This is a genomic window from Frondihabitans sp. Leaf304 (assembly GCF_001423105.1).
GTDB lineage: Bacteria > Actinomycetota > Actinomycetes > Actinomycetales > Microbacteriaceae > Frondihabitans.
This window is the reverse complement of the sequence record NZ_LMNV01000005.1, coordinates 324,474-346,563: the sequence shown is the minus strand read 5'-3', so window position 1 is coordinate 346,563 and position 22,090 is coordinate 324,474. Positions and strand designations below refer to the sequence as shown.

At 68.0% G+C, this 22,090-nt stretch carries 15 protein-coding genes; 2 read left to right on the top strand and 13 right to left on the bottom strand.

The genetic code is table 11. The annotated features are described in order from the left end of the window. Positions 1-17: 17 nt before the first annotated feature. From ASF54_RS15065 to ASF54_RS15045, 5 genes are all read right to left on the bottom strand, one after another. On the bottom strand, positions 18-1,685 hold the full coding sequence (locus ASF54_RS15065) for a GspE/PulE family protein (RefSeq protein ID WP_055964908.1): 1,668 nt from the start codon (positions 1,683-1,685) through the stop codon (positions 18-20). Between the two features lie 185 nt (positions 1,686-1,870). Further along, positions 1,871-2,908 (bottom strand): GNAT family N-acetyltransferase, encoded by a 1,038-nt coding sequence (locus tag ASF54_RS15060; protein WP_084816365.1) that lies wholly within the window; start codon positions 2,906-2,908, stop codon positions 1,871-1,873. A 237-nt stretch (positions 2,909-3,145) separates the two neighbouring features. Then, a complete protein-coding gene (locus ASF54_RS15055; protein ID WP_055964902.1) occupies positions 3,146-7,027 on the bottom strand; it encodes a DNA-directed RNA polymerase subunit beta' in 3,882 nt (1,293 codons plus the stop codon). A 42-nt stretch (positions 7,028-7,069) separates the two neighbouring features. Next, positions 7,070-10,561, bottom strand: coding sequence for a DNA-directed RNA polymerase subunit beta (rpoB, locus tag ASF54_RS15050; RefSeq protein WP_055964899.1), 3,492 nt, complete (start codon positions 10,559-10,561; stop codon positions 7,070-7,072). Positions 10,562-10,903: 342 nt separating this feature from the next. Then, entirely contained in the window at positions 10,904-11,521 is a 618-nt protein-coding gene (locus ASF54_RS15045) for a LysE/ArgO family amino acid transporter (protein WP_055964896.1), read from the bottom strand. Between the two features lie 69 nt (positions 11,522-11,590). Between ASF54_RS15045 and ASF54_RS15040 the strand changes: the two genes are divergently transcribed. After that, the gene (locus ASF54_RS15040; RefSeq protein WP_055964894.1) at positions 11,591-12,514 is read left to right on the top strand and encodes a LysR family transcriptional regulator ArgP; all 924 of its coding nucleotides are present in this window, start codon (positions 11,591-11,593) and stop codon (positions 12,512-12,514) included. A gap of 43 nt (positions 12,515-12,557) precedes the next feature. On the opposite strand, the gene ASF54_RS15035 is transcribed toward ASF54_RS15040, so the two are convergent. From ASF54_RS15035 to ASF54_RS15015, 5 genes are all read right to left on the bottom strand, one after another. Further along, positions 12,558-13,385, bottom strand: coding sequence for an SDR family NAD(P)-dependent oxidoreductase (locus ASF54_RS15035; RefSeq protein WP_055964891.1), 828 nt, complete (start codon positions 13,383-13,385; stop codon positions 12,558-12,560). 178 nt (positions 13,386-13,563) lie between these two features. Further along, the gene (locus tag ASF54_RS15030) at positions 13,564-14,850 is read right to left on the bottom strand and encodes a sensor histidine kinase (RefSeq protein WP_055964890.1); all 1,287 of its coding nucleotides are present in this window, start codon (positions 14,848-14,850) and stop codon (positions 13,564-13,566) included. Positions 14,851-15,072: 222 nt separating this feature from the next. Beyond that, positions 15,073-15,762 carry a response regulator gene (locus ASF54_RS15025; RefSeq protein ID WP_442855789.1) on the bottom strand — a complete coding sequence of 230 codons (690 nt, stop codon included), beginning with the start codon at positions 15,760-15,762 and terminating at the stop codon, positions 15,073-15,075. After that, positions 15,759-16,949, bottom strand: coding sequence for a sensor histidine kinase (locus ASF54_RS15020; protein ID WP_055964888.1), 1,191 nt, complete (start codon positions 16,947-16,949; stop codon positions 15,759-15,761). The genes ASF54_RS15025 and ASF54_RS15020 overlap by 4 nt, the downstream gene beginning before the upstream one ends. Positions 16,950-16,956: 7 nt before the next feature. Next, positions 16,957-17,454: a hypothetical protein gene (locus tag ASF54_RS15015; RefSeq protein ID WP_055964886.1), complete on the bottom strand. Its 498-nt coding sequence runs from the start codon at positions 17,452-17,454 to the stop codon at positions 16,957-16,959. A gap of 132 nt (positions 17,455-17,586) precedes the next feature. On the opposite strand from ASF54_RS15015, the gene ASF54_RS15010 reads away from it, so the two are divergent. After that, positions 17,587-18,453, top strand: coding sequence for a spermidine synthase (locus ASF54_RS15010; protein WP_055964884.1), 867 nt, complete (start codon positions 17,587-17,589; stop codon positions 18,451-18,453). Between the two features lie 111 nt (positions 18,454-18,564). On the opposite strand, the gene csrA is transcribed toward ASF54_RS15010, so the two are convergent. The 3 genes from csrA to ASF54_RS14995 all read right to left on the bottom strand — a co-directional run bounded on the left by csrA (position 18,565) and on the right by ASF54_RS14995 (position 22,051). Then, entirely contained in the window at positions 18,565-18,831 is a 267-nt protein-coding gene (gene csrA, locus ASF54_RS15005) for a carbon storage regulator CsrA (RefSeq protein WP_055964882.1), read from the bottom strand. A gap of 128 nt (positions 18,832-18,959) precedes the next feature. Further along, positions 18,960-20,012, bottom strand: a complete 1,053-nt coding sequence (locus ASF54_RS15000; protein WP_055964880.1) for a hypothetical protein — start codon at positions 20,010-20,012, stop codon at positions 18,960-18,962. A 44-nt stretch (positions 20,013-20,056) separates the two neighbouring features. Further along, the gene (locus ASF54_RS14995) at positions 20,057-22,051 is read right to left on the bottom strand and encodes a flagellar biosynthesis protein FlhA (protein ID WP_233573023.1); all 1,995 of its coding nucleotides are present in this window, start codon (positions 22,049-22,051) and stop codon (positions 20,057-20,059) included. Positions 22,052-22,090: the final 39 nt, after the last annotated feature.

The following is a 22,090-nucleotide window of genomic DNA, read 5'->3' as shown; positions in this document are numbered from 1 at the left end:
CACGGCGGTGTCGGGGTCTAGGCCACGACGCGGAGGATCTCTTCGACGCTGGTGAGGCCCTGCTTGGCCTTCTCCCAGCCGTCCTGGCGGAGCGTGAGCATGCCCTGCTCCTGAGCGAGCCGCGCGATTTCGGCGCTGGAGGCGCGTTTGACGGCGAGGCGCTCGATGTCTTCGGAGACCGCCATGACCTCGTGAAGGGCGACGCGGCCGCGGTAGCCGGTGTTGGAGCACGACTGGCAGCCGACGGGCTCGAACACGACCGGCGGCGCGAGATCGGGGTCGATGTGGAACTTGAGCGCATTCAGGTGCATCGGTGTGTACTCGGCGGGGCGCTTGCACCGGTCGCAGAGCCGACGCGCCAGACGCTGGGCGACCACGCAGTCGAGCGCGGAGCCGACGAGGAACGGCTCGATGTCCATCTCAGTCAATCGGACGATAGCGCTCGGGGCGTCATTCGTGTGAAGCGTGGAGAGCACGAGGTGACCGGTGAGCGACGCCTCGATGGCGATCTGCGCGGTCTCGTGGTCGCGGATTTCGCCGAGGAGGACGACGTCGGGGTCGGAGCGGAGAATGCTGCGCAGTGCGCTGGCGAACGTGAGGCCGGCCTTCGGGTTGACCTGCACCTGGTTGATGCCGGGCATGCGGTACTCGACCGGGTCTTCGACCGTGATCACATTGATCTCGGGCCGCGCGACCGCGTTGAGCGTCGTGTATAGCGTCGTCGACTTGCCCGATCCGGTCGGGCCGGTGACGAGGATCATGCCGTAGGGCTTCGAATACGACTCGGCGAAGACGTCGAAGTTGCGCTCGAGCATGTTGAGGTCGCGCAGGCTCATCGACGTGTTCGAGTTGTCGAGGATTCGCATGACGACCTTCTCGCCCCACACCGTGGGAAGGGTCGCCACGCGGAGGTCGATCTGCCGGTTGCCGTGGCGAACCGACATGCGGCCGTCCTGCGGGCGGCGACGCTCGGCGATGTCGATCTCGCTCATGATCTTGAGGCGCGAGATGACGCCGTTCTGGATGCTCTTGGGGGCCGGCTGCATCTCGTGGAGCACGCCGTCGATGCGGTAGCGGACCCGCACCTCGTTCTCGCCGGGCTCGATGTGGATGTCGGAGGCCTGGTCGGTGATCGCCTGGCTGACCAGCAGGTTGACGAATCGGACGATCGGCACGTCGTCGTCAGGGCTGCCCGCGATGTCCATCGCGCTCTGATTCTGGACGGTGTTCTCCTCCTCCAGCGTGGAGGTGAGGTCGTTCAGCTCGTCGTCGGCACGGATGTAGCGGTCGATGGCGGTCTTGAGATCGCCCTTCTCCGCCATCACCCATTCGATGGGCATCCGCGAGGCGGCGCGCACGTCGTCGAGGGCGAAGACGTTGCCGGCATCGCTGACGGCAACGAGCAGCAGCCCGCCCTGGATCGAGATCGGCAGCGCACCGTGGCGCCGTGCGATCGCGGCGGAGACCATCGTGACGGCGTTGCGGTCGACCGGGTAGTCGACGAGCTCGACGAACGACATGCCTGCCGCCTGAGCGCGCGCCTTCGCGATCTGCAGCTCGGAGACGACACCGCGCGCCAGGAGGTCGCGAACGCTCGCCTCTTCGTCGGCCGGATTGCTCATCAGGTCGAGCTGCTCGATCGGCAGAAGACCGTGCAAGATCAGGATCTCGGTCATCGACGCCATGCGGAACCTCCTAGGACAGGGGGCCGCGAACGGTGCACGCGACCGAGCCCGCCATGGGGAGCGGACCAGGCAAGTGTCACCCGATCGCCGTGCGGGGTACACGTCCCAATCGGAGTGGCACCCGTTGGGGGCGCGTGCTGTTCTCGGTGTCTAGCCGGCGGATCCTGGGGTGGTTAGCCCCGCTGCTAGAACTCTTTGAGCAGAGTGACCGATCGGTTGATAGGCGTGAACCCGAGGCCGGCGTAGAGTCCCGTCGCACCGGTCGGGCTCTCGGAATCGACGTCGAGGGTCGCGTGCGAGAGCCCGGCGTCGCGAAAGGAGCGCATCGTGTGGTTGAGCAGCGCCTGCGCGACCTTGCGGCCTCGCCACCCGCGGCGCACCCCCACGTAGTCGATGTAGCCGAAGGAGTGCCCGGCTGCCGCCCACTCCTCCTCGTTGACGCTCGACAGCACGAATGCCACGACCTCGTCGGTTGCCGGGTCAACGGCGACGAACGAGAGATCGGGTCGCGCGGTCGGCAATGCCCGAGCGACCTCCCAGTCAGCCGCCGGCGTGGCCTGCGATCCCCAGTGATCGCGGAAGACGTCGTTGCGAGCGAGGCGCGTGCGCTCCGACAGCGCGGCGGTGAAAGGCTCGAGACGAAGCGCAGGATCCAGCGGCACGTCACCGATCTCGTCGTCGAGGGCGCGGGTCAGCTCGAACCACCACCGCCGCAGCTCGTAGTCCCATTGCTCGTGCAGGCCGATCTTGTCCGTCGCCGCCTCGTCTGCGAAGGTGATGAGCCAGCCGGGGTGTGCCCCCTCGACACTCGCGAGCTGCTGACGCCCCCGCGCCTCGTGCCACCGCATCAAAGCCTGCCCGATACCCTCGCCGCGTCGGTCGAGACGGACGCTCCCATCCACCACGACTTTGGCGACCCCTGTCACCTCGTCGAACGGGAGGAGGGTCGAGAGCGCGTATGCGACGAGCGCGCTGTTTTCATCGAACCCGACGAGAGAATCGCGGTCGAGGTCGACCCCGTCGCGCGTGAGATCGTGCTGCATTTCTTCCAGCGTCACGACGTAGCGGGGGTGGTCGACGGCGCCGGCCTCGCGCTCGAGGGCGGTGATCGCTGCGGCTTCGTGGGCCGTAGCCGGTCGCCAGGTGACGCCGGGCGTGAGCGGCCGGTCGACGGTGGCGGGGGCAGCTGCCCGATCGCGGAGGGATTTCGGTGCCTGATCCATGCCGTCCATCCTGCCGCGTCAGGGGCGCCCACCCGAATTCGAAGGAGAAACCGAGGAGCGACCCCGCCGGATCCTGATGTTTTCGTTGCCGGCCGGGGGTTTTTCCTTCAAATTTGCATCAGGGGCGGAGAGCATCAGGGCGCGGGGCGGAGGGAGCCCGGCGGGGGACGCGGAAAGGCCCCGCCGCACCGGAGTGCAGCGGGGCCGTGCCTGGATCCTTGGACCCGATGTTCGGATTTAGTTGTACGTACCCGGCGTGAAGTCGTCGCTCGAGAACGAGTCGAAGTCGACGAAGCTGAGGTCAGCCTCGTTGAACGACGCGTCGTCGGTGAAGACACGGTTCGGGTAGCGCTCGGCCTTTGCCTCTTCGGTGGCCTCGACGGCCACGTCGCGGTAACGGCTGAGGCCGGTACCGGCCGGGATCAGCTTTCCGATGATGACGTTCTCTTTCAAGCCCATCAGCGGGTCGGACTTGCCCTCCATGGCGGCCTGCGTGAGCACACGCGTGGTCTCCTGGAAGGAAGCGGCCGACAGCCACGACTCAGTCGCGAGCGAGGCCTTGGTGATTCCGAGGACCTCCTGACGAGCCGAAGCCGTCTTCTTGCCCTCGGTCAGAGCCGCACGGTTGATCTCGTTGTAGCGCATCCGGTCGACGAGCTCACCGGGGAGCAGGTCGGTGTCGGCGTGGTCGACGACGGTGACCTTGCGGAGCATCTGACGAACGATGACCTCGATGTGCTTGTCGTGGATCGGCACACCCTGCGAACGGTAGACGTCTTGGACGCCACCGACGAGGTGCTGCTGAACCGCACGGACGCCCTTGACTCGCAGGACCTCCTTCGGGTCGACCGCACCGGCGATGATCTGCTGACCGAGCTCGACGTGCTGACCATCTTCGATGAGGAGGGTCGAACGCTTGAGCACCGGGTAGATCACCGGCTCGTCGCCGTTGTCGGGGGTGAGGATCACGCGACGTGCACGGTCGGTGTCTTCGATCTGCACACGGCCGGCGCTGTCGGCGATCGGCGACGCACCCTTGGGGGTACGGGCCTCGAAGAGCTCCGTCACGCGGGGAAGACCCTGCGTGATGTCGTCCGCCGAAGCCGAACCACCGGTGTGGAAGGTACGCATGGTCAGCTGCGTGCCGGGCTCACCGATCGACTGGGCGGCGATGATGCCGACGGCCTCTCCGATGTCGACGAGGTTGCCGGTGGCGAGCGAACGGCCGTAGCACTTCGCGCAGACACCGACGGCCGACTCACACGTGAGGACCGAGCGCACCTTGATGGTCTCGACACCCGCGGCGACCAGCTGGTCGATCAGGACGTCTCCGACATCGGCGCCAGCCTCGGCGACGACCGTGCCCTTGGGGTCGGCCGCGTCGGCCGACAGGGTACGGGCGTAGACGGTGTTCTCGACCGTTGCATCGCGGACCAGGACACCGTCGGCGCCAGGAGCAGCGATGGGCATCTCGAGACCGCGCGAGGTACCACAGTCGTCTTCACGGATGATGACGTCCTGCGACACGTCGACGAGACGACGAGTCAGGTAACCCGAGTCGGCCGTACGGAGAGCCGTGTCGGCCAGACCCTTACGAGCACCGTGCGTCGCGATGAAGTACTCGGCGACCGACAGACCCTCGCGGTACGAGGAGATGATCGGACGAGGGATGATGTCACCCTTCGGGTTGTTCACCAGACCACGCATACCCGCGATGTTGCGGACCTGCAGCCAGTTACCACGAGCACCCGACGTCACCATGCGGTTGATGGTGTTGTTCTTCGGGAAGTTCGCGCGCATTGCAGCGGCGACCTCGTTGGTCGCCTCCGTCCAGATCTTGATCAGGTCGGCGCGACGCTCGGCATCGGAGATGAGGCCCTTGTCGAACTCGCCCTGCACAGCCGCAGCCTGCTTCTCGTAACCCGCGACGATCTCCGGCTTGCCGGGAGGCGTGAGGATGTCGGAGAGAGCAACGGTGACACCGGAACGCGAGGCCCAGTAGAAGCCCGCGTCTTTGATGTTGTCGAGAGCTGCCGCGACGGCGACCTTCGGGTACCGCTCGGCGAGGTCGTTGACGATCGTCGAGAGGACCCCCTTGTCGGTGACCTCCTGGACGAACGGGTAGTCCTCGGGGAGAGCCTCGTTGAAGATGGCGCGACCCAGAGTGGTTTCGACCAGGGTGGTGTCACCCTCGACGTAACCGGCGGGAGCGTCGCCCTCCGCGAAGGTCAGACCCGGGATGCGGATCTTCACGACGGCGTTGAGGTCGAGCGAGTGCTGGTCCTTGGCCAGGATGGCCTCGGAGACGGACGAGAACGCGCGGCCCTCACCCGTGGCACCCTCGGTGACCGTCGTCAGGTGGTGCAGACCGATGATCATGTCCTGTGCGGGCAGGGTCACCGGACGACCGTCGGACGGCTTCAGGATGTTGTTCGACGCCAGCATCAGGATGCGGGCCTCGGCCTGGGCCTCGACGCTCAGCGGGAGGTGGACAGCCATCTGGTCGCCGTCGAAGTCGGCGTTGAACGCCGCGCAGACGAGCGGGTGCAGCTGGATGGCCTTGCCCTCGACGAGGAGAGGCTCGAAGGCCTGGATGCCGAGACGGTGCAGCGTGGGCGCGCGGTTCAGCAGAACCGGACGCTCGCGGATGATCTCTTCGAGGACATCCCACACCTGCGGGCGCGAACGCTCGACCATGCGCTTGGCGCTCTTGATGTTCTGAGCGTGGCTGAGGTCGATGAGGCGCTTGATGACGAACGGCTTGAAGAGCTCGAGGGCCATCTGCTTGGGCAGACCGCACTGGTGCAGCTTCAGCGTCGGTCCGACGATGATGACGGAACGACCCGAGTAGTCGACGCGCTTTCCGAGGAGGTTCTGGCGGAAACGACCCTGCTTTCCCTTGAGCATGTCGCTCAGGGACTTCAGGGCGCGGTTGCCGGTACCCGTGACGGGGCGACCACGGCGGCCGTTGTCGAACAGTGCGTCGACGGCCTCCTGCAGCATCCGCTTCTCGTTGTTGACGATGATCTCGGGAGCACCGAGGTCGAGCAGACGACGAAGACGGTTGTTGCGGTTGATCACACGACGGTAGAGGTCGTTGAGGTCGGAGGTCGCGAAACGGCCACCGTCGAGCTGCACCATGGGGCGGAGCTCGGGCGGGATGACCGGGACGACCTCGAGGACCATGGCGGCCGGCGAGTTGCCGGTCGACAGGAACGACGACACGACACGGAGACGCTTGATGGCGCGGATCTTCTTCTGACCCTTGCCGTTCGCGATCTGGTCGTGGAGGATCTCGGCCTCGGCCTCGAGATCGAACGACTGGAGACGCTTCTGGATCGCCTCGGCGCCCATGTGGGCCTCGAAGTAGATGCCGAAGCGGTCCTGGAGCTCGTGGAAGACAGCGTCTTCCGGCTTCAGGTCGCCGACCTTGAGGGTGCGGAAGTCTTCCCAAACGCGCTCGAGACGGTTGATGTCTTCGTCGAACGCCTTGCGCGTCTGCGACATCTCCTTCTCGGCACCGTCTTTTGCACGACGCTTCTGGTCGCTCTTGGCGCCTTCCGCCTCCAGGGCGGCCAGGTCGTCTTCGAGCTTCTTCAGACGGTCGGCGATGCGGGTGTCGCGCTGCGACTCAAGCTGCTTGATCTCGAGACGGAGCTCGTTCTCAAGACCCGGCATGTCAGCGTGACGACCCTCGTCGTCGATCGAGATGACCATGTAGGCGGCGAAGTAGATGACCTTCTCGAGGTCTTTCGGCGCCATGTCGAGCAGGTAGCCGAGACGCGACGGAACACCCTTGAAGTACCAGATGTGCGTGACGGGTGCGGCGAGCTCGATGTGGCCCATGCGCTCGCGTCGGACCGAGGACTTGGTGACCTCGACGCCGCAGCGCTCGCAGACGATTCCTTTGAATCGGACTCGCTTGTACTTACCGCAGGCGCACTCCCAGTCGCGGCTGGGCCCGAAGATCTGCTCTCCGAAGAGGCCGTCTTTCTCGGGCTTGAGCGTGCGGTAGTTGATGGTTTCCGGCTTCTTGACCTCACCGTGCGACCAGGCGCGGATGTTCTCAGCCGTAGCGAGACCGATCCGCAGCTCATCGAAAGTTGTTGCTTCGAGCAATGTTTATCCCTTTTTCGAAAAGTGTCTTTGAGAGGGTGAGGCTTAGATCTCGTCGATGTTCGACGATTCGAAGCGAGAAGAGATGTTGATGCCGAGCTCTTCCGCAGCGCGGAACACCTCGTCGTCGTTGTCGCGCAGGCTGACCGTCTGGCCGTCGGCCGAGAGGACCTCGACGTTCAGGCAGAGCGACTGCATCTCTTTGATGAGGACCTTGAAGCTCTCGGGGATGCCGGGCTCCTGGATGTTCTCACCCTTGACGATTGCCTCGTAGACCTTGACGCGGCCGAGGATGTCGTCGGACTTGATGGTCAGGAGCTCCTGGAGCGCGTAAGCGGCTCCGTAGGCCTCGAGGGCCCAGACCTCCATCTCACCGAATCGCTGACCACCGAACTGCGCCTTACCACCCAGCGGCTGCTGCGTGATCATCGAGTACGGACCGGTCGAACGAGCGTGGATCTTGTCGTCGACCAGGTGGTGCAGCTTCAGGATGTACATGTAGCCGACCGAGACGGGCTCGGGGAAGGGCTCGCCGGAACGGCCGTCGAACAGCTGGGCCTTACCGGACGAGCCGATGAGGCGCTCGCCGTCGCGGTTGACCAGCGTGGAGTCGAGCAGACCGGCGATCTCGTCTTCGGATGCACCGTCGAACACCGGGGTGGCGACCTTCGTGCCGGGCGCCGCCTGGAGGGCGTGCTCGGGAAGGTTGTTGGCCCACTCCTGGATTCCGTCGACGTTCCAGCCCTGCTTGGCGATCCACCCGAGGTGGATCTCGAGCACCTGGCCGAAGTTCATTCGACCGGGAACACCCAGCGGGTTGAGGACGATGTCGACGGGGGTTCCGTCGGCGAGGAACGGCATGTCTTCGATCGGGAGGATCGTGGAGATGACGCCCTTGTTGCCGTGACGACCCGCGAGCTTGTCGCCCGCGGTGATCTTGCGCTTCTGGGCGATGAAGACGACAACGCGCTGGTTGACGCCCGAGCCGAGCTCGTCGTCGCCATCCTGCGAGTCGAAGACCTTGACGCCGATGATCGTGCCCTGCTCGCCGTGAGGCACCTTCAGGGACGTGTCGCGGACCTCGCGGCTCTTCTCGTTGAAGATTGCACGGAGCAGGCGCTCCTCGGCGCTGAGCTCGGTCTCGCCCTTCGGCGTGACCTTGCCGACGAGGATGTCGCCGGGGCGAACCTCGGCACCGATGCGGATGATGCCACGCTCGTCGAGGTCGGCCAGCAGATCCGGGCTGACGTTGGGGAGGTCACGGGTGATCTCCTCCTTGCCGAGCTTGGTGTCGCGGGCGTCGACCTCGTACTCCTCGATGTGGATCGAGGAGAGCGTGTCGTCTTTCACCAGGTTCTGGCTCAAGATCATCGCGTCTTCGTAGTTGTAGCCCTCCCACGGCATGAACGCCACGAGGAGGTTCTTACCGAGTGCGAGCTCGCCGTTCTCGGTCGCGGGACCATCGGCGAGGACTTCGCCGACCTCGACACGCTGGCCGGCTTCGACGATGACGCGGTGGTTGTACGACGCACCCTGGTTGGAGCGGTCGAACTTACGCAGGTAGTAATCCTGCGTGCCACCCTCGTCGAGCTGCACGGTGACGACGTCGGCCGAGACCTCGAGGACCACACCGGCCTTGTCGGTCGTGACCACGTCGCCGGCGTCGATGGCGGTGTAGCCCTCCATGCCGGTACCGACGAGCGGCGACTCGCTGCGGACGAGCGGGACAGCCTGACGCTGCATGTTGGCACCCATGAGGGCGCGGTTCGCGTCGTCGTGCTCGAGGAACGGGATGAGCGACGTAGCAACCGACACCATCTGGCGCGGCGAGACGTCCATGTAGTCGACCTCGTCTTTGTCGACGAGCTCGACCTCGCCGCCCTTCTTACGGACGAGCACCTTGTCGTCGACGAAGTCGAACTTGTCGTTGAGGGGTGCGTTTGCCTGGGCGACGACGTAGTCGTCTTCCTCGCTGGCGGTCAGGTAGTCGATCGTCGTGGTGACGTTGCCCTTGCTGACACGACGGTACGGCGTCTCGATGAAACCGAACGAGTTGATGCGCGCGAAGGACGCCAGCGAGCCGATCAGACCGATGTTCGGGCCTTCCGGGGTCTCGATGGGGCACATGCGGCCGTAGTGCGACGGGTGGACGTCGCGAACCTCGACACCGGCGCGCTCGCGGCTCAGACCACCGGGGCCGAGAGCCGAGAGACGACGCTTGTGGGTCAGACCCGAGAGCGGGTTGTTCTGGTCCATGAACTGCGACAGCTGCGAGGTTCCGAAGAACTCCTTGATCGCGGCGACGACGGGGCGCACGTTGATCAGGGTCTGCGGGGTGATCGCTTCGATGTCTTGCGTGGTCATGCGCTCGCGGACGACGCGCTCCATGCGGGAGAGACCGGTGCGGACCTGGTTCTGGATGAGCTCGCCGACGGCGCGGATACGACGGTTGCCGAAGTGGTCGATGTCGTCGATGTCGAGACGGATCTCGACCGGGTTGCCGTCGCGGGTGCCGCTAATCGTCTTCTGCTCGGCGTGGAGCGAGACCAGGTACTTGATCGTGGCGACGATGTCGTCGACGGTCAGCACCGAGTCGGTCAGCGGGGCGTCCATGCCCAGCTTGCGGTTGATCTTGTAACGACCCACCTTCGCCAGGTCGTAGCGCTTCGGGTTGAAGTAGAAGTTGTCGAGGAGCGCACGCGCAGCCTCGGCAGCGACCTGCTCGCCCGGGCGGAGCTTGCGGTAGATGTCTTTGAGGGCCTCTTCTTTGGTGAGGACCGTGTCTTTTTCGAGAGTGGCCTCGATCGAGGCGAAGCCCTTGAACTGCTCGGCGATGTCTTCGCTCGTGAGGCCGAGGGCCTTGAGGAACACGGTGACGCTCTGCTTGCGCTTGCGGTCGATGCGGACACCGACCTGGTCGCGCTTGTCGATCTCGAACTCGAGCCAGGCACCGCGGCTCGGGATGATGCGCGACGAGTAGACGTCTTTATCGGAGGTCTTCTCGGGGGTGCGGTCGAAGTAGACGCCGGGCGAACGGACGAGCTGCGACACGACGACACGCTCGGTGCCGTTGATGATGAAGGTGCCTCGCTCGGTCATGAGCGGGAAGTCGCCCATGAACACGGTCTGCGTCTTGATCTCACCGGTGAGGTGGTTCATGAACTCGGCGTTGACGTAGAGAGGAGCCGCGTAGGTCTTGCCGCGCTCCTTGCACTCGTCGATGGAGTACTTGGGCTCTTCGAGCTCGGGAGCCGTGAACGAGAGCTGCATCGTCTCGCCGAGGTCTTCGATCGGCGAGATCTCTTCGAAGATCTCTTCAAGGCCGGAGTTGACGGCGAGGTCGGTGCGGCCGGCAGCCTGGCCATCGGCCAGTCGCCCCTTCCACACGTCGTTGCCGACCAGCCAGTCGAAGCTCTCCGTCTGAAGCGCCAGCAGGTCGGGGACCGTGAGCGTGTCGGTGATCTTCGCGAACGAAAGCCGTGATGCGGCGCGGCCGTTCTTGGGTGAGTTGGTTTGTGCGTTGGGCGCAGCAGCCAAGGAAACTACCTCCGTGGACCCATAGGGCCCTGTCGTCTGTTGGGACGTGTCGTCTGTTGGGACAGTACGTTGTGGTTGTGTGGAGTGGAGCTCGCCAGGTGTCGGGAGGCCGAGACCTCAGACAAAACATCCACCTCGGTGGCGGCGTGAACCGACACAGCGACCGTGTCAGCTAACACAGTCTCGAAGCACCTCAGTCGACCGCAATATGACGTCTGAAAGCATGGGGAGCGCAAAGGTCAACTATATGTGGGTGTGACGCGCCCTGTCCAGTAGGGTCGTTGACCTTTTTCTCATCGACCGGTATAAGCGTCGCGCGGTGGGCAGATCCGGGCCGAAGGGTCAGGCGCCGAGGGCCAGCCGCAGACCCAGCGCGATCATGACGACGGCGATCAGTGCGTCGAGCACACGCCAGGCCGACGGGCGGGCGAAGACGGGGCGAAGGATCCGCGCACCGAACCCGAGCCCGGCGAACCAGAGGCAGCTCGCCAGCACTGCTCCCGCGGCCCACCACCAGCGCTCGTCGGGGCCCTGACGGTTGGCGACCGACCCCAGAAACACGATCGTGTCGAGGTACACGTGCGGGTTCAGCCAGGTGAGCGCGAGGGCGGTCAGCACGGCCCGTCGCGCCGACAGCCCGGTCGACGCGTCGGACGCCAGGAGGACAGCCGGGCGGAACACACGCCTCGCGGCGAGGAGCCCGTAGCCGAGGAGGAAGGCCGCCCCGACGACTCGGATCACGACCAGTGCGACCGGCGCCGCTTCGACGAGCGCGCCGACCCCGACGACGCCCGCGACGATGAGCACCGCATCCGAGACGGCGCAGATCACGACGACAGGGGCGACGACGCCGAACCGACCCTCGATGCCGGTGCGCAGCACGAACGCGTTCTGTGCGCCGATGGCCACGATGAGTGAGAGACCGGTGAGCAGTCCGAAGAGCGCGGGAAGGAGGTGCACGGAGTCACCGTAGAGCCGATCGGGGAATGCAGGCCAGCTAAAGTTCCTTAGGATCCTTAAGCTTGCCTTATGCACCGGGACCAACTCGAGACACTCGCCGCGCTGATCGATAGCGGCACGTTCGAGGCCGCGGCGAGCCGACTGCACATCAGCGCCTCGGCGGTCTCGCAGCGGGTAAAGGCGATGGAGCAGAATGCCGGCCAGATCTTCGTGCGTCGGACGACACCCGTGACGCTGACCGAGGCCGGCACGGTGGTGCTGCGGTATGCACGCCAGGTCGAACTCCTCGAGACGGAGACCGCCGCGGCTCTCGCCCGGGTCTCGGGCTCCCCCGGTGACAGCGGGGCGACGCTCATCCCCCTGGCCGTCAACGCCGACAGCCTCGCCACCTGGTTCCTCGAAGCGCTCGCGGGGCTCGACCGCCACCTCACGTTCGACCTCCGCCGCGAAGACCAGCAGCTCACGACCGACCTGTTGCGCGCTGGCACCGTGATGGCCGCGGTGACCTCGACGAGAGACGCCGTCCAGGGCTGCACCACCGAAGCGCTGGGCGCGATGAGGTACCGAGCGGTGTGCTCGCCGGCATTCGCTGAGCGGTGGGGCGTTGCGCCGGATCCTTCGGTTCTGGACGGCACCCAGGATCCCTCGCTGCGGCGACTCGAGACGGCCCCGGTCGTTCACTTCGACCGGAACGACGATCTGCAGCTCGCCTTTCTCCGGCGGCTCGAGCTCCGGACGGATGCCGGGCCGCGACACTACATTCCGACGTCGGACGACTTCGCGCGGGCGGTGACGCTCGGATTCGGGTGGGGTGTGCTGCCGGAGCAGCAGTGCACCGGGCCGCTGGCCGACGGGATGCTCGTGGAACTCGCACCGACGCAGCCCGTCGATGTACCGCTCTACTGGCAGCGGTGGAACCTGACCTCGGTGACGCTCGATGCGGTGTCGGAAGCAGTGCGCGTGGCGGCGCGGGCGGCATTGCGGCAAGCGTGAGCCGGAAACCGGCGGGGCGGCGCTTCAGGAGAACGCTCTCGGGTCAGGAGCGGGAGCCCACCGTCTTCGCCGCAGCCCAGAGCGCGACCCGCTTCGGCAAGAAGCGCACGCCGACCCGGGCGAGGAGAGCGTTGTAAGTGCCGTCGACGACGCTCGGCCGGCCATCGCCCAGAGCACGCTTGGCGGTGACGATCAGCTGGGCGGTGGTGCGCTTGGTGCGGGCGAAATCCTCTCCCGCGATAGCGAAGAAGGGTGTCTCGGTCGGCCCAGGGCAGAGAGCGAGCACCCGCACCCCGGTGCCCTGCGTCTCGTGCCAGAGTGCCTCGGTGAACGAGAGCACGTAGGCCTTCGTCGCTCCGTAGACGGCCATCTGCGGCAGCGGCTGGAACGCCGCGTTGCTCGCGACGTTGACGATGGTGCCGCGGCGGCGAGACGTCATGCCGGGCAGGAAGCGCTGGCTGAGCTCGGTCAGCACCTCGCAGTTCAGGCGGATCTCGTCGCTCAGCCGGTCGGGGTCGGCCAGGGCGACTGGTCCGTGGGTGCCGAATCCGGCGTTGTTGAGCAGGAAGTCGACCTCGATGCCGAGCGCGTCGACGTCTTCGACGAGGGAGGCGGCGGCTCCCGGCCGGCCCAGGTCGCGGGCGAGAACGGTGACGTGACGCCCCGAATCGGAGCGGATGGATTCGGCGAGCGCTTTCAGCTTGTCGGCACTGCGAGCGACGAGCACCAGGTCGAGGCCGTCGCTCGCGAGACGGCGCGCGAAATCGGCGCCGATGCCGGTGGAGGCGCCGGTGACGAGGGCCGTGCGGGCGGTCGTCAGGCGGCGGGCCGGGCTGGGGCGATCGGCAGAAGAGCTGCGGTGGGAGGCCATTCGCCGATGGTACCGAGTCGGGCGGCTCAGGGGTGCGTTCCCGAATTCGAAGGAGAAACGGCCGCGTGACCCCGTCGGATCCTTGATTTTCCGTTGCCGACCGTGCGTTTTTCCTTCAAATTCGGGCGGGGCGGGGCGGGACGGGGCGAGCGGGACGAGCAGGAGGGGCGGGGCGGGGTCAGGACAGGGAGGCGCCCGCCGGCACCGGAAAGCGGAGCGTCACGCGGGTGCCCGAGCCGGGAGCGCTGCGGATCGAGGCCTCGGCCCCGACGTTGCGCGCGCGCTCCAGGATGGAGACCCGGACGCCGAGCCGCTCCGACGGGATCGAGGTGTCGAATCCCACTCCGTCGTCGATGACCGTGATCTGCGCCGCACCGTTCATCACCCGGATGTCGACGAGCCGGGACGCGCCGGGGCCGGCGTGCTGGCAGCTGTTGACGAGGGCCTGGCTCGCCGCATCGGCGAGGGTCTCGACGACATCGACCGGCAGCAGCACGGCGGGGATCTCTTCGGCGGGTGTGAGCTCCGCCGTCGGGTCGAGCGTCATCAGTGTGGCGGCGAGGCGATTGCGCACCTCGGCGAGGAGGACGGGTCGATCCCCGGTAGGCGTCTCGGCGGTGAGCGACGTCAGGCGGGCCATGCTCGCTCGCGCCATCGAGGCAGCGAGCCCGCGCGCGGCGGTCGTGTCGGCCTTGGCCGCGGACAGCAGCGTCGTGAGCACCCCGTCGTGCACGATCGCGTCGACCTCGACGCGTTCCACCTCGGTCGCGTGCTGCCGGACGGCATCGCCGTATCGGAGAACGGCCGCAGACTGGGCGGAATCGACCGCGGCCGCTGCACGCCGGAGCAGGGTGACGAGGATCAGGATGGCCGCACCGAGCAGGAACGCGTAGAAGCTCTCGAGGAGGGCGTGGTCGGCGGCGCCGTTACCCCCCGAGGGCGTCTGCCGCACGACGAAGAAGATGGCCGGCACCACGACCACGTAGACCGCGGCGATCCACGTCACGAATGCCGACACGGCGGCGGCCATGACGAGGTTGCAGATGTACCAGAGCCAGGGCACGGAACTCTGCACCACGGTGTGGTCGAGAGTCGCGAACGGCCAGGTGATGAGAGCGGCGAGGTAGGCGATCGACACGAAGATCGAGGCGGGAGCGATGCTGCGGCCGAGGAGGCCGATCACGGCCATCACGGCGAACGAACCGTACAGCGCGACGACGAGCACGATCGTCCACACCGGTTCGAGCTCGTCTCGCTGCTGAAGCACGAAGGGGATCGCCTGCCCGCCGAACACGAGACAGAAGATCGCGAGGCTGCGACTCAGGATGCGCTCGATCAGCAGGCCCGTAACAGGCTTGGGTCCCCGGCGCGCCGACGGGCGCTCGAGCGTCGGCTCGCCGAGCGCAAGCGCGGTCGGAGGCGCGATCTGCGGCGCAGTCACAGGCGCGGACACGGGGACGGTCATGCGGTTCTCACGGGAATCGGTGGCGGGGAGCGGGTCGAGCTGACTGGCCGGTCAGATTACCGGACGGTTCGAACACTAATCGGCGAGAGGTCTGGTGAGGAGCCCGAGGCGCAAAACGCACGTCTATTGGGGGTACGTGGGGCGTGTCGTGTCGGCGATCGACCCTCAGGCGAGAGCGAGAGCGAGCACGAGCACGAGCACGAGCACGAGCACGATCGACCCTCAGGCGAGAGCGAGCGCGATCGCCTGTGCCCTGGTCGAGACGCCGAGCTTGGCGAAGATCGTGTTGACGTGGGCCTTCACTGTGGCGACGCTCACGAACAGGCGTGCCGCGATCTCTGGATTCGAGGCTCCCTCGGCGATCAGGGCGAAGACCTCCGCCTCGCGGGCGGTGAGAGCAGGGTGCCGGGTGCGGAGCGCGTCGGCAGAAGCACGCGGGGTCGCTGCGGGCGCCGAGTCGGCGACCGGGGTAGGCGCGTCGGATCCTCGAGTCAGCTTCTCGACCAGACGAGCCCCGACCGACGCGTCGAACGTCGTCTGCCCGGCCGCGACCGCGCGGATCGCACTGCTGAGCTCGACTCGACCCGCGTCTTTCGTGAGGTAGCCGCGGGCACCGGCGCGGAGGGCTCCGATGATCGACTCGTCGTCGGCGAAGGTCGTGAGCACGAGCACGGCGATCTCGGGGTGGGAGCGCACGATGAGCGCGGTGGCGTCGGCACCCGAGAGTCCGGGCATGCGGAGGTCCATCAGCACGACGTCGGGACGCACCGTGTCGGCGAGGCCGACCGCCGCAGACCCATCGGCGGCCTCCCCTACAACCTCGAAGCCCTCGACGAGCGACAGCAGAGTGACGAGGCCGTCGCGGACGATGGCCTGGTCGTCGGCGACGAGCATCCGGATGGCGGCGCTCACCGACCGACCCCCGCGGGCAGTTCGGCCACGACCAGGAACGAGTCGCCCTGCCGTCCTGCCTCGAGGTGAGAGCCGTCGCCCAGCTCGGCAAGGCGGGAGCGCATGCCGGGGAGTCCGGCACCGCCACCCGGGCTCGCGGGGGTGCCGTGGCTCTCGTCCGCGGTGTTCTCGATGACCGCGCGCAGGATCCCACCGCCTGCCTCGACCGAGAACGTCACCTGCACGGCGCGACCCGGCGCATGCCGACGTGCATTGCTGAGGGCCTCCCGCAGTACCCCGGCCAACGCCCTCCGGTGGCTCTCGTCGAGGAGGTCGAGGTGAACCTCCCCCGCAACGGCAATGTGGCCACCGAGTTCGACGTGGGTTTCGAGAAGTCGTTCGATGGCCTTCGGATCGGCGGCGGCAGCCGCGGCAGGCATGACGGTGGCACCATTGTCGGCGCCGGGGTCGCGCAGGGTGGCGACGGCGCGACGCGCCTCTCCGAGCCCCTCCGCCGCGAGAGTGCGGGCGGCCGCGACCCGGGTTGCGGCCTCGTCGGTGCGGCCGTTCTCGAGGAGCGCCTCGACGGCGTCGAGCTGGATGACGAGGCCGCCGAGGCTGTGCGCCAAAAGATCGTGGATGTCACGGGCGATGGTGGCCCGATCGGTGAGGAGTGCCGACCGGTTCCGCTGGCGTTCGAGTTCGAGCTCGCGCTCGGCCAGGGCGCGGTCTCGGTCGACCGCGAGAGCGTTCTGGCGACGACTCACGCCCACGACGACACCGAGGGCGTACCCGGCCAGGATGCCGAGGAAGAAGGAGAGCGGCCGTTCGGCGGTGAGCCCCGCCACGACGGCGATCGTGAAGCCCGCCGCCCCGAGCAGCGGACCGGTGACGAATCGGTGCCTCGTCGTCGCCGTGACACCGGCGATCGCGACGATCGCCGGCGTGATGAGGAGCGCATCCGTCGGCTGGACCATCGCCGAACCCCCGGCGACCATGACCAACGATGCGACGTCGGCGACGACCTCGGACCGGGTGATCGCCCGAACCAGCCAGGCCACAACAGCGAGGAGGCTGACCCCGAGCACCACGGGCGAAGCGGACGCGTCGAGCGTCACGACCCAGAAGCCGACGACCACAGCCCCGACGCAGTTGAGCGCGGGGCTGAATCCCCGGGCACCGGGGTGGATCGGCGGGGCAGTCGTCACGCTGCCATCATGCCCTGCTGGCGACGGCGCGCGGCAGGCGGGCGTCGACCACGAAGGCGGCGGCGGCGCGGTTGGCCGCGACCGTGAGAAGGATCACGCCGGTGGCGGTGAGCAGGTGCGCGCCCAGCAGTCCGCCGACGACGTCGAGACCGATGCGGAAGGCGATGAGTCCGATCCACAGGGCCATTCCGGCACCGCCGGTCTTGGCCTCGATCGTGACGCCCTTCGCGTCGGGTGCCGCAGCGCGGAACGTCGTGATGCGCCCCATGACGAGGCCGACCGCGACCGCGAGGACGAGCTCGACTGCGATGAGCGCCACGTCGACCGGACCGGCCGCCAGCGTCGTGGCCGCCGACGACAGATTGACGAGGCCGAGGATCCCGAGGATCGCCGGCAGACGCCACACGCTCGTCCGGTCGACCCGGCGCCAGCGGAGCTGCTTCGAGCCGACATAGACGACGAGCGCGATTCCGAGGAGGACGTTGGTGAGCAGGTGAAGAGACATGGGGAGCCTTTCTGACGGGGCCGGTGGGGAGGTGATTCCAGCCTCGCCGCGTCGGGCCGTCGACCCCACCACCCCAGGGTGGAGACACCGGTGACCAGGGTGGAGATTCACGCCGCGTGGCAGGCTAGGCACATGGCCTCCCCCTCCTCGCCCGACTCCGACGCGCCCTCCGAGATCACGATCGGTGCGGGCCAGGCGAGGATCGACCCCGACAAGTACAGCCCCGGCTCGTTCACGCTGATAGTCGACGGAACGCCGCAGTCGCACGTCGACCTCGAGGATCCCACCCACCTCGTCTTCGAATACGTCCGCCGCATCGGTCACGCCATCGATACGCTGCCGGACGGCCCGATCACCGCCCTCCATCTCGGCGGCGGCGCTCTCACGCTGCCGCGCTACGTGGAGGCGATGCGGCCGGGCTCCCGCCAGCAGGTGATCGAGCTCGAGCAGGATCTCATCGACCTGGTGCGCGCCGAGCTTCCCTTTCCGCGCGGAGCCTCGATCCGGGTCCGGTACGGCGACGCCCGTGCCGTGATGGAGAAGCTCCCGGCCGGCCTGCGCGGGACCGTCGACCTGCTCGTCGTCGACGTCTTCGGCGGATCGAGGATCCCCGCCCACGTCACCTCGCTCGAGTTCTACACGGCGGCTGCGGCTTTTCTGTCTCCGCGTGGGATCCTCGTGGTCAATTCGGCCGACGGAGCCGGCCTCGCGTTCGCGCGCGGCCAGGCGTCGACGCTCGCGACGGTGTTCGAGCACGTCGCGGCCGTCGCCGATCCGGGCACGCTCAAGGGGCGCCGGTTCGGCAACGTCGTACTCATCGGGTCGCACGCCGAACTGCCGCTGGGCGAGATGCCGCGGGTGTACTCGGCGGATCCGCTGCCGGCGAAGGTCGTGGCCGGGCGCGAACTGCGCGACTTCATCGCGGGGGCGCCGGTCGTGACGGATGCGACCGCCGTGCCATCGCCGGAGCCGTCGCGGTCGGTGTTCGGAGGGCGCTAGCGGCGGGGGCTGGTGCAAATTCGAAGGAAAAACGCGCGCCTGCGGGCTCGGATCCGCGAGAGTTCGGCGGCCGAGCGAGGTTTCTCCTTCGAATTCGAAGGAGAGGCGGGGCTACTTCGAGTCAGGCGCGGGCGGAGCGTCGGGGGCCGGCTTGTCGCCCAGCAGGTCGAGCAGGCGCGCCTCGGCGTCGTCAGAGGCCGCGGCCGCCTCGGCGTTGGCCTCGGTCACCGCCCGGACGACCTCTTCGCGCTGCACCTTGATGCCGCGGGGGGCGTCGATGCCGACGCGGATGCCGTCGCCACGGGAATCGAGGATGGTGAGGACGATGTCGTCACCGATGAGGATCCTCTCCCCGACCTTGCGCGTAAGCACCAGCATCCCGCAAGACTACCGGCGCGGGGCGCTGCCGCAAGACGCCGTGCGGACGGAGCGACGTGCCGCGGCACGAGCGGCAGTCCGTACGACACCGTGCGGCGGAGCGACCAGGCAAAGGAGCCCGGCAGCAGCTAAGCGTCGGCCCACCCGACCGGCAGGCCGAGCGCGCGCACCGTGTCGGGGCTCGACGTCTCGGCGATCCCCGTCACGGCGAGACCGTCAGCGTCGATGACGGCCGTGACCTGGGCGACGAACCGCTCGGTGTCGGCGTGTTTGCGGGCGGCGTCGACGACGACCCAGATCTGATCGGGCGCCAGATCGCGGACGATGTCGGCGGCGCGGGAATCCCACCCCACCGCGACGAGGGTGGCCCGGTCGAGCTCGACCCCGGAGGCGCGCGCGTCGAGGGCACCCCGACGATCCGAGACGGCGACGAATCGGCCGTCGGCGCAGGTGCCGGCCACCCGCACCGCCGCCCTGGTGCGGCTCGACCCCTCGGCCATCGCCTGGACGGTGGCGGACGTGTCGGGGCGCTCGCCGACGACGACCACGAGGTCGCCCGGGCCCTCGAGCAGCGACGGGGCGAGCGGGCCCGCGGCAGCAGCGGCGGCGCGACGACCGCGGCCGGTCGGCGCGGGCCTGATCGGAACGGCGAACAGAGGATCCGACGGGGCCGGCCCGGCGGGAGCGCTCGGCTCCGTGATCGCGGGGGCGACGCCGTTGAAGGCGAGATCGTCCATGAGGTCGGCGAATGCTCCCGACCGGGTCGAGACCGCTGGCTCGGGAGCGGCGAACGCGGGCGACCCGGCAGCGGCGGGCGCACCCGTGCCCGCCGAGGAGCCCGACGCGGACTCCTGAGCGAAACCCTCCTCGGCCTCTTCGGCGTCGGCCAGCAGAGCGGCGAGCCCGACGCGCTGGGCCGGGGTCGGCGTGAAAGCGCGCTCGGCGTCGGGGCCGGTGAGGGGTCGGGCTGGATCCTTCGCCGGTGCCGCCCGGCGGCCGCGCTCGGGAAGCTCGACGGTCGCCTCGACGTAGCGCTTCGAGAACAGCCCGGCGATGCCGAGACCGCCCGAGGTGACCCGTTCGGCCGCGACGATCCGGGCCCTCGGGCCGTGCTCGCTGCGGACGCGAGCGGCGATCTCGTCGAGGGTCTTGCCCTTCAGGACGATGCGCTGGCCGGTCATGGAGTCAGCCTCTCACGACCTCCGCGACCCCGGAAGCCCACCGGTCAGGCCGCGAGCGAGTCGGCGCCGCGCACGACGCCGACGGTCTCGATCGTGACGTGGCCGGCCGTGGCCTCCTGGTACGACAGGACCGGCAGACCGCCGGTCTGGGCCGAGACGAGACGGCGGATCGCGGGGCGGAGGGCCGGCGCGCAGACCAGCACGGCCGAGAGCCCCGAGGCCTCGACGTTCTGCACCTGCGCCTTGAGCGACCCGAGGATCATCTCGATGCGGTTCGCGTCGAGGAGGATCTGGGTGCCGTTCTCGGACGGACGCAGCCCCTCGAGCAGTGACTGCTCGAGCACGGGGTCGATCATGATGACGCGGAGGATGGCGCCGTCGAGGTACTGGGCGGCGAGCGCCGGGCCGAGCGCCGCCCGAGCCGCCTCGATCAGACCCTCGGGGTCGCTCGACACCTTGGCGCGGAGGGTCAGCGCCTCGCAGATGCGGCCGAGGTCGTTGATGGGGATCTGCTCCTGCAGGAGGCCCTGGAGCACGCGCTGCAGTTCGGCCATGCTCAGCATCGACGGGATGAGCTCGTCGACCGCCGGCGCGTTGACCGTCTTCACACCCTCGACCAGCACGCGCACGTCTTCGCGGCTGAGCAGGCGAGCCGCGTTGTCGGAGATCATCGACGACAGGTGGGTGACGAGCACCGAGACGCGGTCGATCACGGTCGCGCCGGTCATCTCGGCGGAGTGCCGCATCTCGGCGGGGATCCACTTGCCGGCGAGGCCGAAGACCGGCTCGACGGTCGAGACGCCGGGGAGCGCGTCGAGGTAGTCGCCGAGAGCGAGCACTTTGCCGGCGGGAGCGATGCCCCGGCCCGCCTCGACACCGGCGATCCGGATGGCGTAGGTCGACGGCGGCAGCTCGACGCTGTCGCGGGTGCGCACCGGCGGCACGACGACTCCGAGCTCCATCGCGATCTTGCGGCGCAGCGCCTTGACGCGGCCGAGGAGGTCGTCGGAGGCGCCCGAGACCATGTCGACGAGGTCGGGGGCGAGCTGGATCTCGAGGGCGTGCACGCGCATCTGCTCGAGCAGGTCGTCGGTCGTCTCGGCGGGCGCGATCGCCGCGGTCTGCGCGGCGAGCTCGGCGCTGGCCTGCTCGGCGGCGGTGCGGGCCTTGATGCGCTGACCGATGACGAGCAGCATGACGCCGACGATGATGAAGGGGATCTTCGGCATGCCGGGGATGAACGCCATGGCGAGGGCTGCGACGCCGGCGATGGTGATCGCGACGCGCGACTGGGTGAGCTGGGTCGACGCCGTCGAGCCGAGGTCCGACTCGGCGTTCGAGCGGGTGACGATCATGCCGGTCGAGACGGCCATGAGCAGCGCGGGGATCTGGGTGACGAGACCGTCGCCGATGGTGAGGATGCCGTACTTCTGCACGGCGTCGCCGATGGCGAGACCGCCCGTGGTGACACCCATCGCGATGCCGCCGATGAGGTTGATGATGATGATCAGGATCCCGGCGATCGCGTCGCCCTTCACAAACTTCGAGGCGCCGTCCATCGCGCCGTAGAAGTCGGCCTCGCCGGCGACCTCGGCCCGGCGCTGCTTGGCGATCTCGTCGGTGATGAGGCCGGCGTTGAGGTCGGCGTCGATCGCCATCTGCTTGCCGGGCATCGCGTCGAGGGTGAAGCGCGCGCCGACCTCGGCGACGCGCTCGGCGCCCTTCGTGACGACGACGAACTGGATGACCACGAGGATCAGGAAGATGACGGCGCCGATGATGACGCTGCCAGCGACGGCGACGTGGCCGAACGCCTGGATGACGTCGCCGGCGAAGCCCTGGCTGAGCACGAGGCGGGTCGACGCGACGTTCAGGCCGAGACGGAAGAGCGTCGCGATGAGCAGCAGCGACGGGAACACCGAGAAGTCCATCGGCTTCTTCACGAACATCGTCGTGAGCAGGATCACCAGCGCGAGCAGGATGTTCACGATGATCAGCACGTCGAGCAGGATGCTCGGCACCGGGACGACGAGCAGCATCACGATGCCGACGACGCCGACCGGGACTGCGAGTTTCGG